13 protein-coding genes are annotated in these 14,967 nt (G+C 64.1%); 9 read left to right on the forward strand and 4 right to left on the reverse strand.

Features of this window, described 5'->3' with window-relative positions; all coding sequences use genetic code 11:
- Nucleotides 1–63: 63 nt before the first annotated feature.
- Genes AB4Y44_RS29610 through AB4Y44_RS29620 form a run of 3 tightly spaced genes read right to left on the reverse strand, consistent with a single transcriptional unit; the run spans nucleotide 64 to nucleotide 3,844 of the window.
- A complete protein-coding gene (locus AB4Y44_RS29610) occupies nucleotides 64–1,230 on the reverse strand; it encodes an acyl-CoA dehydrogenase family protein (RefSeq protein ID WP_368688109.1) in 1,167 nt (388 codons plus the stop codon).
- A 35-nt stretch (nucleotides 1,231–1,265) separates the two neighbouring features.
- Nucleotides 1,266–2,567 (reverse strand): citrate:proton symporter, encoded by a 1,302-nt coding sequence (locus AB4Y44_RS29615; protein WP_342918607.1) that lies wholly within the window; start codon nucleotides 2,565–2,567, stop codon nucleotides 1,266–1,268.
- Nucleotides 2,555–3,844 (reverse strand): CoA transferase, encoded by a 1,290-nt coding sequence (locus AB4Y44_RS29620; RefSeq protein ID WP_342918606.1) that lies wholly within the window; start codon nucleotides 3,842–3,844, stop codon nucleotides 2,555–2,557. Before AB4Y44_RS29620 ends, AB4Y44_RS29615 begins: the two co-directional genes overlap by 13 nt.
- A gap of 592 nt (nucleotides 3,845–4,436) precedes the next feature.
- Between AB4Y44_RS29620 and AB4Y44_RS29625 the strand changes: the two genes are divergently transcribed.
- Nucleotides 4,437–5,045, forward strand: a complete 609-nt coding sequence (locus AB4Y44_RS29625) for a cytochrome b/b6 domain-containing protein (protein ID WP_368701571.1) — start codon at nucleotides 4,437–4,439, stop codon at nucleotides 5,043–5,045.
- Between the two features lie 90 nt (nucleotides 5,046–5,135).
- Here AB4Y44_RS29625 and AB4Y44_RS29630 read toward each other — a convergent pair whose 3' ends face one another.
- Nucleotides 5,136–5,876 carry an IclR family transcriptional regulator gene (locus AB4Y44_RS29630; protein WP_342918605.1) on the reverse strand — a complete coding sequence of 247 codons (741 nt, stop codon included), beginning with the start codon at nucleotides 5,874–5,876 and terminating at the stop codon, nucleotides 5,136–5,138.
- Nucleotides 5,877–6,071: 195 nt separating this feature from the next.
- On the opposite strand from AB4Y44_RS29630, the gene AB4Y44_RS29635 reads away from it, so the two are divergent.
- From AB4Y44_RS29635 to AB4Y44_RS29670, 8 genes are all read left to right on the forward strand, one after another.
- On the forward strand, nucleotides 6,072–6,773 hold the full coding sequence (locus tag AB4Y44_RS29635; RefSeq protein ID WP_368701595.1) for an RraA family protein: 702 nt from the start codon (nucleotides 6,072–6,074) through the stop codon (nucleotides 6,771–6,773).
- On the forward strand, nucleotides 6,773–7,726 hold the full coding sequence (locus AB4Y44_RS29640; protein ID WP_342918603.1) for a hydroxyacid dehydrogenase: 954 nt from the start codon (nucleotides 6,773–6,775) through the stop codon (nucleotides 7,724–7,726). Before AB4Y44_RS29635 ends, AB4Y44_RS29640 begins: the two co-directional genes overlap by 1 nt.
- A 19-nt stretch (nucleotides 7,727–7,745) precedes the next feature.
- Nucleotides 7,746–8,684 (forward strand): SMP-30/gluconolactonase/LRE family protein, encoded by a 939-nt coding sequence (locus AB4Y44_RS29645; RefSeq protein WP_342918602.1) that lies wholly within the window; start codon nucleotides 7,746–7,748, stop codon nucleotides 8,682–8,684.
- A gap of 90 nt (nucleotides 8,685–8,774) precedes the next feature.
- Complete coding sequence (locus AB4Y44_RS29650; RefSeq protein ID WP_368701596.1) at nucleotides 8,775–10,145, forward strand: MFS transporter; 1,371 nt, start codon at nucleotides 8,775–8,777, stop codon at nucleotides 10,143–10,145.
- Between the two features lie 66 nt (nucleotides 10,146–10,211).
- Nucleotides 10,212–11,390: a porin gene (locus AB4Y44_RS29655; RefSeq protein WP_368701572.1), complete on the forward strand. Its 1,179-nt coding sequence runs from the start codon at nucleotides 10,212–10,214 to the stop codon at nucleotides 11,388–11,390.
- Between the two features lie 11 nt (nucleotides 11,391–11,401).
- The gene (locus tag AB4Y44_RS29660) at nucleotides 11,402–12,445 is read left to right on the forward strand and encodes an amidohydrolase family protein (RefSeq protein WP_342918600.1); all 1,044 of its coding nucleotides are present in this window, start codon (nucleotides 11,402–11,404) and stop codon (nucleotides 12,443–12,445) included.
- A complete protein-coding gene (locus AB4Y44_RS29665; RefSeq protein WP_368701573.1) occupies nucleotides 12,446–13,723 on the forward strand; it encodes an MFS transporter in 1,278 nt (425 codons plus the stop codon).
- Complete coding sequence (locus AB4Y44_RS29670; RefSeq protein ID WP_368701574.1) at nucleotides 13,720–14,964, forward strand: MFS transporter; 1,245 nt, start codon at nucleotides 13,720–13,722, stop codon at nucleotides 14,962–14,964. The genes AB4Y44_RS29665 and AB4Y44_RS29670 overlap by 4 nt, the downstream gene beginning before the upstream one ends.
- The last annotated feature ends 3 nt before the right edge of the window (nucleotides 14,965–14,967 follow it).

Below are 14,967 nucleotides of genomic sequence, written 5' to 3' on the forward strand. Positions count from 1 at the left end.
GGGCGTGGGTCGGGCTTGGGTCGGGCATTCGATCGCAAGGCGGCGCGATACCCCTTGCACGGTTCAGTAAGACTTCGGCAACCCGAGCACCTTCTCCGCGATGAAGCACATGATCATTTGCGGGCTGACGGGCGCGAGCCTTGGAATCATACACTCCCGCAAATAGCGTTCGACGTGGTATTCCTTCGCGTAACCCATGCCGCCCAGCGTGGCAATGGCCGTCTGGCACGCCTGGAACGCGGCTTCGGCGGCGAGGTATTTTCCGGCGTTGGCTTCGGCGCCGCACGGCTCACCCGCGTCGTACAGCGTGGCGGCCTTCATCACCATCAGGTTCGCCGCCTCGAGCGCCATCCACGCCTGCGCGAGCGGATGCTGGATCGCCTGGTTCTGCCCGATGGGACGTCCGAACACGACGCGGTCTTTCGCATACTGCGTTGCGTGGCGCAGCGCCGCCTGGCCGAGCCCGACCGCTTCCGAGGCGATCAGGATGCGCTCCGGATTCAGGCCATGCAGCAGATAGTGGAAGCCCTTGCCCTCCTCCCCGATGCGGTCGTCCACCGGCACACGCAGGCCATCGATGAAGAGCATGTTCGAATCGACGGCCTTGCGGCCCATCTTCTCGATCTCGCGGACTTCGACGCGTGTGCGGTCGAGATCGGTATAGAAAAGGCTCAGACCATCGGTCGGCTTGGCCACCTGGTCCAGCGGCGTCGTGCGCGCGATGATGAGCATCTTGTTCGCGACCTGCGCTGTGGAGATCCAGATCTTGCGGCCGGTGAGCACGTAGTGATCGCCATCGCGCACGGCCTGGGTTTTCAGGTGCGTCGTGTCGAGGCCGGCGTCGGGTTCGGTTACAGCGAAACACGCTTTGTCGCGGCCCTCGATGAGCGGCGGAAGAAACCGCTGCTTCTGCGCTTCGCTGCCGAACACCTGCACCGGATTGAGCCCGAAGATGTTCATATGCACGGCCGACGCGCCCGAAAGGCCCGCGCCGGATGCGCTGATGGTGCGCATCATCAGCGCCGCCTCGGTCATGCCGAGTCCCGAGCCGCCGAACTCTGGCGACATCGCAATGCCAAGCCAGCCGGCATCGGCGAGTGCGCGGTGAAAGTCGTGCGGGAAGCCGCCTTCGCGGTCGCGTTCGAGCCAGTAGCTGTCGTCGAAGCGCTCGCAGATCTTTTCGATTGCAGCGACGATCGACTGCTGGTCTTCATTGAGGTTGAAATTCATGCGGACTTCCTCTCGAGGCATAAACGAAAACGGTGTTACAGCGGGAACACGCCCGCCAGCACCGCGGTGAACACCATCAGCACCGTAGCGGCGAACAGGAATGGAATCGTGAACTTCTGATGCTCGGCGAGTTCCACGCCCGTCAGGCCAACGATCAGGAAGGTGGCCGGTGTGAGCGGGCTGACGGGAAAGCCCGTGGTCATCTGACCGAGAAGCGCCGCCTGCGCCATCTGCACGGATGGCACGCCCAGTATTTCCCCGCTCTTCGCCAAAACAGGCAGGATGCCGAAATAAAACGAATCGGGATCGAACAGCAGGCTGAGCGGCATCGAAACGAGCCCCAGCACGAACGGCATATGGCGCGCGTGATCGGCGGGCACATGCTGCACGACGACTTCGGCCATGGCATTGAGCATGCCGGTGCCGGTCATGATGCCCGTGAACGCCCCCGCCGCAAGCAGCACGCTCGCCATCATCAGGGCCGCCTTCGCATGCGCGTCGACGCGTTCGCGCTGCTGGTTCACGTTGGGATAGTTGATGACTAGCGCCAGCACTGTGCCGATCATGAACATGACCATGGGATCGACGACGCCCGACACGAGCGTCACGAGCACGACCAGCGTGAGCACGAGATTGATCCAGAAACGCTCGGGCCGGCGCAACGCGAGTTCCTCCGGCGTGAGCACGCGCGGGGTGGCGGCAATGCCGGCGGCATGTTCGCGTGTGAGGCCAAGGCGCTTCTCCTCGCGCTTGCCGAGCACGTACGCCGTGCCGAACACGAAAACCAGGCCGACGATCTGCACGGGAATCATCGGAAAGAAGATCACGGTGCCCGGAATATGCAGGGCCGCGGAAGCGCGCAGCATGGGCCCGACCCAGGGAAGGAAGTTGACGCCCGCGGCCATCGAGGCGACGCACGCGAGAATCCGGCGGTCGAGACCGAGGCGGGTATAGAGCGGCATCATCGCGGGCAGCGTGACGAGGAACGTGACGGCGCCCGACCCATCGAGGTGGATAAGCAGCGCAAGCAGTGCGGAGCCCATGACAATGCGCGGAGGATGGCAGCCCACCACGCGCAGCACGCCGTTAATGATCGGATCGAGCATGCCCGCATCCGTCAGGATGCCGAAGAAAAGAATCGCAAAGACGAACATCCCCGCAACCGGACCGATGTTCTGCACCCCGTGAACGATGAATTTCGCAGTGGAGAGCCCGAATCCCGCGGCGAGCGCGGCGACGATGGGCACGGCGATCAGCGCGACGAGCGGCGAGAGCCGCTTCGTGATGATCAGCGTGAACAGGGCGATGATCGCGAGCGTTCCGGTTAGCGCGAGCATGAACCGGTCTCCCTGTGCGTACGACTGCTTGCCTCGTGGGTGGATGCCATTGCTGTCTCCTGCGCGGCGTTGCGTGCGCCGCCGTTGTGGTTATGTCCGGCTGCCTGTCGATGCGCGGGCCAGGTATCGCGTGTTCGTTCGCCGAAGACCTGCGCCGCATGTTCGTCGAGTGCCGGCGGCGCGCTCCGGTACGTGGCCGGCGTGCGGCCCAGCTTGATCGGCGAGGCGATGCCGCGGTAGGTCCCCATCTCGACCTTCATTGCGCGGTGGTCGACGTGCGGATGCGCGAGCGCCGCCCCGAGGCCGAGCACCGGTGCACAGGGCACGCCGTTGCGCACGAGCAGATCGGCGAGCTGCGGGCCATCCCAGCCGGCGAAACGTTGTTCGAGTTCCGCTCGCAGTTCGTTCCGGTGCTGGCTGCGCGAGCGATTGTCGGCAAAGCGTGGATCGTCGGCGAGGTGCGCGACGTCGATCAGGCGGCAAAGCGCCGCGAACTGTGTGCTGTTGCCGACCGCGAGGAAGATGTCGCCGCTGCCGGTGTGGAACATGTCGTAAGGCGTAATGTTCGGATGGGCGTTGCCGGTGCGCGCCGGCTCCTTGCCCGAATAGAAGTAGTTGGGCGTGTGCGGGTGGAGGATCGAGAGCGCACAATCGAACAGTGTCGATTCGACGAACTGGCCGCGCCCGCTTACCTCGCGCTCGCGCAACGCCATCAGGACGCCGAGGGCCGCATTGAGTCCCGTCACGAGATCGACGATCGGTACGCCGACGCGCAGCGGCGCACCGCCTGCCTCGCCATTGACGCTCATGAGCCCGGTCATCGCCTGAATCGCCGCGTCGTAGCCGGGCAAGGCGCCGAGCGGACCGTCCGCGCCGAAGCCGGACACGCGGCAATGCACGAGCCGGGGAAAGCGTGCGGCGAGCACGGTCTCGTAACCGAGCCCCCATCGCTCGAGCGTGCCGATCTTGAAGTTCTCGACGAGGACGTCGGCCGTTTCGAGCAGCGCGAGCAGCCGTTCGCGCTCTGCCGGCTGGGTGAGATCCAGCACGACGCCCAGCTTGTTGCGGTTGACGCCCTGAAAGTACGAAGCGGTCTCGCCATCGAACGGCGGCCCCCAGCCGCGCGTTTCGTCGCCGCCAGGTGGCTCGATCTTGATCACTTCCGCACCGTGGTCGGCGAGAATCTGCGTGCAGTAGGGTCCGCCGAGAACACGGGACAGGTCCACGACGCGCAGGCCGTGCAGGGATCCAGCTGCTGGAGATGAAGGAGTGTTCATTTCGATCTGTACTACTGACTGATTGATGCCGATTGTGAATTGCCAGCCGGTGTCTGACAGTGGAGAACGGTGCTGTCGGGCGTTCTGGCTCAACGTGAGCGCACGCACTAAAATTCACTGCTGTGAATGAATATTCACACACAGGAATACGCGAGGTCAAGCTGGATCCCAAAAAGCCGCACCAGGAATGTCCCTGGTGATGGATGGCCAACGGCCGTCGCCCTGCCGGCTTTTATCGGCGGCAAGGGGTGAGCCCGGGACAATCAGGCAAGAACGAAAAGGCGGGGGGAAAAGTTCAGGCCGGCCAGAAGAGAGAGCGCTGGTGGCGGTCAGCGCAGCAATCGTCCGGACTATCGCCCACGAAACGGTACGCGCCGATGGCCGCCTGCTCGACGACGAGTGGGGCGGACTTAAGGCTGCGCGCAGAATATTGCGCCGCGCCTGCCCGAGCCGTGTTACCGCTTCTGCCGCTACGGAAATCTGACGATCGGAGCACGATTCGTTGATCCTGCTAGCGCCGTATGCGCGCTGACGGCGTTTGCTTCAAGGCCTTCGCCGCACTGAAATGAACGTGACCTAACCTTGAGTGATCTTGAATCACAACGTGGTTCAACCCGGATGGGTGCGGATTACGCACTGGGTCAATGCGATCGCGGTCGTGCTGATGGTAATGAGCGGCTGGCAGATTTACGACGCCTCGCTGATCTTTCCCGCCATCCAGTTTCCACCTTCGGTCACGCTCGGCGGCTGGCTCGCCGGGGCGCTGCAATGGCACTTCGCCATGATGTGGCTGCTGGTCGCCAATTTCATCGTCTATCTCACTCGCGCACGGCAAGCGTACCTGGTCGCTCGACGAACTGCACGCACTGCCGCAGGAAAGCCAAAAGGTGTTCATTGTCGCAACGCCTGCGTCGCAGGGGACTTACCTTGCGCAGCGCGTTGTGGTCGAAAAGGACGGCGTGGTGCCGCCGATGTGAGGGTGGACCTTACCTCGCAACATTCACGTTCCACCCTTGAGACGCTTCGGGACTGGGTCCCGGAGTACCTAACTTTCGCGAGTCATCCCGCGACCGACGGCTCCTGGGCCAATTGCAGCCATTCGGTCACCACGCATGAGCGTCCGCTACGGGGAAACCAATGGACAATCCACAAGGACCGCTCCGTCGGCCATAAACCAATCCGAATCGCTCACACCGAATGATCACTGGTTGGGCCGGGTACGATTTTCACCAGAGAAAACTTTGACGCACGAGCCTCAGCAGAGGCTCCAGTCGGTTGCACAACGCCACGCTCATGCAGCGGAGACCTCCCTCCCCGGAGCGAGCCCGCCGTACATCCGCTCGCACAGTCCAACGCTTGCACCGAGTTTCCTCGACAGTTCCGATGCGGCGCGCAGCATCACCATCGCGATGTCGCCCGACGTACGCGCGGCGTCGAGCCGCGACGCCGGTCCGGAGAGCGTGAGCGCAGCCATGAACTTGTCGCCGGACCCGAAGATGGGTGCCGCGAATGCAGCCGTATGGAGATCGCGCGCCCCCGACGTGAAAAGCGGCAACTCAGGCGTCGTGTCGAATATCGCTTCGCCGAGCCCCCAGAATCTCAAGACCTGACCGATCGCCGTATCGTCGAGCGCGAACACGGTGCCGGGCAGCCGCGTTTCGCGCAGACCTTCGGATGGCTCCGCGCGGAACAGGCAGAGGCGCTGCGAGTGATCGATGACGTAGTACGACGCACTCTCCATCGTCGACGTCGCGAGCGCATGAAGTGCCGGCTCGACCACCGACGAAAGATGGAACGACTGCTCGTAGAGCTTGCCGAGATACAGAACGCGCGGCCCCAGCGAATACGAGCCGCTGTCCGAGCGGATCACGTAGTTCATGCGCTCCAGCGAATTCATCAGGCGATAAACGGTCGTCTTATGCATGCCCGACGCTTGCGACAGCGCCGCGAGCGACAGCGACTCGGCACCCGGCTTGAAGATGTCGAGTAGCGAAAGCGCCTTTTCGACCGACTGCACCCCGTCGTTTCCCATCGTCCCCTCTCCAATTTCTGTTGTCCGATTGTACATCGTACAACATTCTGCTCTGTTGTTTTACCATGTACAACTATGTTGTACATGGTGGAGGGTAAACGAGGATGGCAGGTGCGCCTTACGCACCGTTATAGTGATTTTACTTTGTACAACACGGTTGTACTTCGTACAACGCAATCGAAGAGGTTGATTACCATGAGCGCATCTCCCAGCATCACGCCCGCGATCGTTCGCGACATCACGCGCGTCTCGCCCGAGCTCGTCAAAGCCGCGTCGCAGTTCCAGGCGGCCATTCTCGCCGACGTTGCGGGCCGCCGCGGCACCCTGCATGGTCGCGTCAAACCCGTTGCCGCGGGCATGAAGGTCGCGGGCCCCGCGGTCACAGTGGAGGTTCGTCAGGGCGACAACCTTGCAATTCATGCCGCGCTCGCCATCGCCAAACCGGGCGACGTCATTGTCGTCGACGGCAAGGGCGACCTGTCGTGTGCGCTCATCGGCGAAATCATGACGACACAGGCCCAGGAAAGCGGCCTCGGCGGCCTCGTCCTCGACGCCGCGGTGCGCGACTCTGCCGAACTGGCGAAGAACGGCTTTCCCGTGTTCGCCGCTGGCCTCAACCCGTGCGGCCCGACCAAAAGCGTGGCAGGTCGCGTCAATTTCCAGATTTCCGCGGGCGGCGCCACGATCAACCCCGGCGATCTCATCGTCGGCGATGCCGATGGCGTCGTCGTGATTCCGCGTGAGGACGTCGAGCGCATTCTCGTGCTGGCGCAGCAGAAGGTCGATGCGGAAGCCGCCCGCATCGCCGCCATCCGCAAGCGCGAGGCGCTGCGTCCGGCCTGGCTGGACAAGGAGTTGCGCGCAGCAGGCATGCTGGCCGAAGGCGAGGTCCTTTAATGAACGCTTCGACGCAAAAGCCGGTTCTTATCGTCACCGGCGCCGATCTCGCGGTGGAGGCGCTCGAGATGCTGAGCGACTTCGAGGTCGTGTTCGCGGGCCGTCAACCGACAGAGGGCGACCTGGTAGCGCTCTGTGCCTTGCACAAGCCCACTGCCATCATCGTCCGCTATGGAAAGATCAACGCGCGCGTCATGGACGCCTGCGGTGGCAACCTGCGGGTCATCTCCAAACACGGCAGCGGCATCGACGTCATCGACCAGACCGCAGCCGCTGAACGAGGGATCGCCGTGCGCGCCGCCGTTGGAGCAAACGCGGCGGCTGTTGCCGAACACACCTGGGCGCTCATTCTCGCCTGCGCGAACTCGGTCCCGCAGCTCGACGGGCGCATGCGCGCGGGCCATTGGGACAAGTCCACGCACAAGTCTCTCGAACTTGCTGGTCGCACCATCGGCCTCGTCGGGCTTGGCGCAATCGGGCGGCGTGTAGCGGCAGCCGCAACGGCATTCGACATGCGTGTACTCGCGTTCGACCCGTATGCGAAGGAAGCGCCCGCCGGCGTTGCACTCGTCAGCCTCGACGAACTCTTCTCCTCTTCCGACATCGTATCGCTGCACTGCCCGCTGACCGACGAGAACCGCAAGATGATCAATGCGCAAGCGCTCGGCAAGTTCAAGGTGGGCGCGATTCTGGTCAACACGGCGCGTGGCGGCTTGATCGACGAAGCCGCGCTCGCCGAGGCGCTCTCGAGCGGCAAGCTGCTCGCGGCCGGCCTCGACAGTTTCGATGTCGAACCGATGCCCTCGCCCCATGTGTTCCAGGGCATCGCGAACGTCATTCTGTCGCCGCATATCGGCGGTGTCAGCGACGCGGCGTACGTGAACATGGGCAAGGGCGCGGCGGCGAATGTGCTCGCCGTAGTCGAGCATGCGCGCAGCGCTTTGCAGTCCTGATCGAAAACGCAGGTTCGATATGTTCTATCTCAAGCAGCCGGAAGTCCGCCAGGCGGACGTGTTCACCCGCATGCCGGAGCACTTGCGCAAAGCGGGCGTGCAAACGGATTGGTCCAGAGCGAATCGCGGCGGGCAGCCGACCGACTCCTTCCTTGAAGGTCCGGTCTGGAACCCGTCCGGCCATCTCTATGTGACCGACATCCCGCACGGCCGCGTGTTCCGTATCTCCGCCGATGGCAAGTGGGAGCTCGTCGTCGAATACGACGGCGAGCCGAACGGCATGAAGCTCGTCGATGACGGCCACCTGCTCATCACGGATTACCGCAACGGCTTGATGCTGCTGGATATCGCACGCGGCGAGGTCACGCCGTATCTCGAGCGTCGCAATACCGAGCGATTTCGCGGCGTCAACGACCTCACGTTCGACTCGAAGGGCAACCTCTATTTCACGGACCAGGGTCAGACGGGTCTGCACGACCCGACCGGGCGCGTCTACCGGCTCACGCCCGAGGGCAAGCTGGACATGCTGCTCGGTAACTGCCCGAGCCCGAACGGACTCGTGCTTTCGCCCGACGAAAAGGTGCTCTACGTGGCGATGACGCGCGGCAACTGCGTGTGGCGTGCGCCGCTTCAGGCCGATGGCGCGGTGAGCAAGGTCGGCCAGTTCTTCACGTCGTATGGCCCGAGCGGTCCGGACGGCCTGACCATCGACAGCGCGGGAAGGCTCTTCGTCGCCAATCCGGGGCTGGGTCGCGCGTGGGTGCTGAACCACCTCGCAGAGCCCGAACTGATCTTGACCAGCCCTATGGGTGCCTCGCTGACGAACTTGTGCTTCGGCGGCCCGGATATGAAGACACTTTTCATGACCGAATCTGTCTCCGGCACCGTGCTGAAGGCCGAGCTGGACATCGCCGGGCCGCTTCCCAAACAGCCGAAAACGCCGAACCAGGCGACCTGAAGAAAATTGCCGGCAGCGCGGGCAAACGCCTGCCGGCTTCGAGACAGCAAGTTGCATCGAGCCAAGAGCAACAGAGGAGCGCACATGCAAATCTCCCAATCCCTCCGCGAGGCGCCTTCGTTTGCGGACAATAAAGATGCCGGATCGATACCTTCGTCGATGTCGGCTGCGCAGCACGCTGAAAGCGAGCGCACGCTTGCGCGCGCGTTCCGGCGCATCCTGCCGTTCATTTTCGCGTGCTATGTGATCAGCTATCTGGACCGCACCAATGTCGGGTTCGCGGCGCTCACGATGAACAAGGATCTCGGCCTGACCGCGCAGCAATTCGGCGTGGGCGCGGGGCTCTTCTTCATCGGCTATTTTTTCTTCGAGATTCCAAGCAATCTGATCATGCAGAAAGTGGGCGCGCGTATCTGGATCGCGCGCATCATGATCACGTGGGGCTTGATCTCGATGGCGACGGCCTTCGTTGTCGGGCCGAAAAGCTTTGCCGCCGCGCGCTTTCTGCTCGGCATCGCCGAAGCCGGCTTCACGCCGGGCATTTACCTGTATTTCACGCAATGGTTCCCGGGCAAGTGGCGCGCGAAAGTCACAGCGGCCTTTCTCGTCGGCATTCCCGTTGCGAACATGATCGGCTCGCCCGTATCCGGCGCGCTGCTCCAGCTCGGCGGCCTGCACGGGTTGCGCAGCTGGCAATGGTTGCTGCTCATGGAGGGGCTGCCCGCGATTGCGCTCGGTGTCGCTTGCCTCTTCATCCTCGCAGACCGCCCCGAAAAGGCCCGCTGGCTGAGCCGCGAGGAAAAGGACGTGCTCGCGCATCGGCTCGCGCTCGAACAGCGCAGTATCGCAGGCAAACACGGCTCCAGCCTGCGCGACGCCATGATGAACTGGCGCGTGTTTGTTCTCGCTTTCATCAACTTCTGCGGAATTGTCGGTTCGATCGGCGTGGGCCTGTGGATGCCGCAGATCATCAAGCAGTTCGGCGTCGGCCACGCAACGGTGGGCTGGCTCGCCGCCATTCCTTACGCGCTTGGAGCCGTCGTGATGCTCTGGTGGGCGCGCCTCGCAAACCGCGCCGCACATCGCATTCCATACGTGGCGGGCGCGCTCTTCGTCGCCGCCGCCGCGCTCGCAATCAGCGCGATGCTCGACACGCCGCTCTTCAAGCTCGTCGCGCTGTGCGTGACCGTGAGCGGCATCCTGGCGTTTCAGGCGACCTACTGGGCGATTCCTTCCGGCTTCCTCACCGGCCGCGCCGCCGCGGGCGGCATCGCGCTGATCGTTTCGATCGGTAATCTCGGCGGCTTCGTCGGGCCGTCGATGATCGGCGCCATCAAGGATAGGTTCGGCGGCTTCACCGTGCCGCTACTTGCCGTTGCCGCCGTGCTGCTGCTCGGTGCGCTCACGATCGCATGGCTCGGCGACCCCGGCGCGGGTGTCGGGGAAGAGCCTGCCGCCTGAACACGCTTTTCTTTTTTTGTTGTCCGCCTCTCGCTTCTCGCTAACAAACCAACAAACGGAGACACCATGCAGAAACACAAGACCTGCACGACGCATGCCATCACACGCACTTCGCCGCGAGCCCTCGCGCTCACGGCAACGGCAACGGCAGCGGCAGCTGCGGCGGCACTCGCCCTCGCGCCGCACGCCGCTCACGCACAAAGCAGCGTGACGCTCTATGGCATCGTCGATGTGGGCATCGAGCACATCAACAACACGCCGGGCGGCGGCGGGCTCACGCGCGTAGTGTCGGGCAATCTCTCGGGTTCGCGCTGGGGCCTCAAAGGCGTGGAAGATCTCGGCGGCGGCATGAAGGCAATCTTCACGCTCGAAAACGGCTTCAACGTCAACGACGGCACGAGCGCGCAATCGACCAAGGGCCTGGGCGCGAACGCCGCGACCACCTCGCGCCTGTTCGGCCGCCAGGCATGGGTGGGCCTCACGTGGCATGGCCAGCAGCTCACCTTCGGCCGCCAGAATTCGGTGCTCTACGATCAGGCCGTCGTGTTCGATCCGATGGGTGCATCCTCACGCTACTCCACGCTCTCGATCGACTACGCCATGGCGGGCCGCGTGGACAATTCCGCGAAGTACGTGGGCGCCTTCGGCCCCGTGAGTGTCGCTGCGATGTACAGCACGCGCTACGACACCGGCTACGGCAGCGAAGTGCCCGGCGCGCAACTCACGGGCCGCTACTTCGGCGGCTCGCTCACCTACGCAGGCGGCCCGCTCGCCACCAGCCTCTCGTACGAGCAGCGCAACAGCAACACGGTCGCGACCAACACTGCCACGGAGCGCCGCGCCACCGCCGCCGCAACCTGGCTCGTCGGCAACTTCAAGGCGTTCGCGGGCTACCGCTACCTGCAGGCGTCGCGCGCCTTCCTGCCCGCGAATCCGATCGGCGCCGCCAACGGCTCGCAGTCGGGTGCGGCCAATCTCTGGTGGGCCGGCGCGAACTACTCGTTCACGGCCGCCTTCTTCGTGACGGCGGCCGCCTATTACCAGGACGTGCACGGCAGCAGCGCCGATCCGTGGATGTCCGTGCTGAGCGCCGACTATCTGCTCTCCAAGAGCACCGATATCTATGCGACCGCTGCGTTCGCGCGCAACAAGGGCGGCTCTGCGCTCGGCGTGAACGGCTACGGCACGGTCGCGACGAATTACGACCAGACCGGCTTCGTGGTCGGCATGCGCAAGAAGTTCTGAGCAGGATCACCATGCAGATCGTCCACGCCCCGCATCTTCCGGTTCGCGACGCCTGGCTCGCGTTGCATCGCGAAGATGCGGTGCTGCCGGAGCTTCCCATCGTCGATGCGCATCATCACCTCTGGGACCGGCAGACAGGGCGCTATCTCGCCGACGAGTTCCGGCAAGACATGGCGGCCGGGCATCGCATTGTATCGACGGTGTTCGTGCAGTGCCGCTCGATGCTGCGAACCGACGGCCCGGATGCCATGAAGCCCGTGGGCGAGGTCGAGTTCGCCAATGGCGTCGCCGCGATGTTCGCGAGCGGCACGTATGGCGCGATGCGCTGCTGCGAGGCCATTGTCGCCGGTGCGGATCTTGCGCTGGGGCATGACGTCGCTGCGGTCATCGAGGCGATGCTCGAGGTCTCCGGGGGCAGATTGCGCGGCATCCGCAACCCCTTGGCGTGGCACGAGGACGAACGGGTTCGGTCGAGCCCGGTGACGCCGCCGCGCGATCTCATGCAGAACGCGGCGTTCATCGACGGCGTGCGCACGCTGGGCCGGTACGGACTCTCGCTCGACGTCTGGGTCTATCACACCCAGCTCGACGCGCTGTTCGAACTGGCGCGCCTCGTCCCGGACGTCACCATCGTCATCGACCACTTCGGCGGCCCGGTCGGCGTCGGTATTCACGCCGGCCAAACGACGCAGACGAGAGCGGCGTGGTCGGCATCGCTGCGGCGTCTCGCCGACCTGCCGAATACACGGCTCAAGCTCGGCGGCGCCGGAATGCCCGTGTTCGGCTTCGACTTCGCACAGGCCGAGCGTCCTCCTGCTTCGGAAACGCTCGCAGCCGCGTGGAAACCGTACTTCGACGTCTGCGTGGAGCTATTTGGCGCCGAGCGCTGCATGTTCGAAAGCAACTTCCCCGTCGACAAGGGCATGTTCAGCTACACCGTCCTTTGGAACGCCTTCAAGCGACTCGCCGCCAGCGGATCGATGACGGAGAGGTCGGCGCTTTTCAGCCGCACCGCTGCAACGACATACGGCCTCACGGTACCAGGAGACGAGTAAATGAAAGTGAACACCCCTATCGCCGGCGGGGCGCCCGCGAGTACGAAGCGCGCCGGCATCCGCTCCGTGACTGCGCCTGAGTGGCGGGCGCTGTCTCTCGCGGGACTCGGCTGGACGTTCGAGAGTTACGACTCCTTCCTGCTCTCGCTCCTGCTGCCGACACTCGCCTTGCAGTTTGGCCTCACGAAAGCCCAACTCGGCGTGTTCACGAGCATCACGGCCGCCGGTCAGATCATTGGCGGCATCCTCTTTGGCTATGTGTCGGATCGAATTGGCCGCGTGCGCACCGCGCTGCTCTGCATCGGCATCTATTCCCTCTTTTCGGGCCTGCTCGCAGTCGTGCCGAACGAGCACTGGTTCGCCGTCGCGCGGCTGTGCGGCGCGCTCGGCATGGGCGGCATGTGGACCGCAGGCGCGGCGCTGGTGGCGGAAACCTGGCACGCGAGCCGGCGCGGCAAGGGCGGCGCGCTCATGCAGATGGGTCTTCCCATTGGCGCGATCATCGCGATCAGCATCGCGGGCGTCGTGAGCGAACTGAATGGCGGATTGGGCGGTCAGGGCTGGCGCACGCTGTTCCTCATCGGCGCCGCGCCGTTCTTCATCCTCTTCTGGGTTGCGCGCAAAATTCCGGAATCGCCGATCTGGCTCGAGCGCAAGGCATCCGCACAGCGGGCCGCCGCCAGCCAGAACGCGCCGCGCGCACAGCTCAACGTCCGTGGCTTGCTCACAGCTTTCTTCTTCATCTTCTTTCTCCAGTACCTCTACTGGGGCGTGTTCACCTGGACGCCGACCTTCCTCGTCACGGTCAAGCACTTTGACTTCGCGCACAGCCTGAAATTCGTGCTTGCACTGCAGTTCGGCGCCATCGCAGGCTTCCTGCTTTTCTCGGCGCTGGTCGACAAACTCGGGCGGCGCCCGATGTTCATCGCGTATCTGCTCGTGGGGGCGGCGGCCGTCGGCGTGTACATCGGCTCGGCGGATCCATCGTTGATCCTGTGCGCGATCTTTCTCACAGGGTTCGGCGTCAACGGCATCTTCGCGGGCGCCGGTCCGTTCCTCGCGGAAGTGATTGGCGACACCGCCTCGCGCGGCTTCCTCATGGGCCTCGCCTACAACGGCGGGCGCCTCGGCGGCTTTATCGCGCCGCTCATCATCGGCTCGCTCGCCACCACGCCAAGTGGTTTCGTCGAGGGACTCGCGACAACGATTGTCGCCTTCGCAGCCGCTGCGGTCGTCGTCCTGTTTGCACCGGAAACACGTGGGAAGACGCTCGCATGAATACGGCAGCACGTCAAAGTGCGTTTTACGACCGGCTCTTCCCGGCGCTCGCGGAGCCCGCGCTGCGTCGCTACGCATGCGGACAGGTGTTTTCCGTTCTCGGCAGCTGGACCCAGAACATCACGCTGAACCTGCTCGTCTATCACCTCTCGGGCAAGGCTTCCGTGTTGGCACTCCTGAATTTTCTGCTCTACGGACCTCAACTGATCGTCGCGCCCGTAGCCGGCTCGCGCATCCGCGCCGCGAACGCGCGCCGCGCCACACTCTGCGTGCTCGCCACGTCATTGACGCTCACGTCGAGCCTGCTCGTGCTTTGGGTAACCGGTGCACTCGGCGTGAAACTCATTCTTCTGCTGGCGCTGGCGATCGGCATTTCGAGCGCGATCGAGACGCCGGCGCGGCAGCTCCTGCTAGTCAGCAGTCTGCGAAATCCTTTGCTGACGTCCAACGCGGTCGCCATGAACACGATGGTCTACAACGTCGGACGCATGGTGGGGCCGAGCATCGCCGGGTTCGTCTATCCGCTGCTGGGGCCGGCGGCGGCTTTCGCGATGTACGCGTGCGCATTGTGCGTGATGGCGATGTGCGTGCGTTCGATCCACCCCGCCAATCTTTCGGCCCGTTCGCGCGCGGACGGAGGCGGACTCCGGGATGCCGTGGGCTACGTCCTCTCGGATACGTTTTCCGCTCGCTACCTTCCGACGCTTGCCTGCATGGGCCTTTTCGCTGCGAGCTATCAGACGCTGGTGCCACTGCTTGCCGACCACGCCTTTCATAACGCGGCGCGCTACACGGGCATTTTCTTCGCCGCTGCGGGCGGCGGCTCGCTCACCGCTGCGATTCTGCTCTCGTCTGCGTGGGGGCCACGTACAACCAGGAAACTGCTCGCTTTCGCACCGTGGTCAGCTGTCGCCGCGCTTTTCACACTGGCGTTCACCAACGAAGCCGGCCTTTCCGTGCCCGCTTTCTGCGTGCTCGGCTTCAGCCTCACGTTTTCAGCAACGTCTACAAACGCCACCATCCAGCAGCGCTGCCCGGACCACGTTCGCGGCGGACTCGTCGGCATGTACGGCATGGCCTACAACGGCACGATGCCGTTCGGCTATCTGCTCGTCGGTACGGTGTCCGAAGCGTTGGGCGTGCGTTCGACTTTCACGGCGATGGCGATCGTGCTCGCATCGAGTGTCGTCGCCATTACCGCCCTGCACCATTTCAAGCAACGCCGCTCAGGCGCACAATAAACG

The sequence above is a fragment of the Paraburkholderia sp. BR10937 genome (genome assembly GCF_040965695.1).
Classification (GTDB): Bacteria; Pseudomonadota; Gammaproteobacteria; order Burkholderiales; family Burkholderiaceae; genus Paraburkholderia.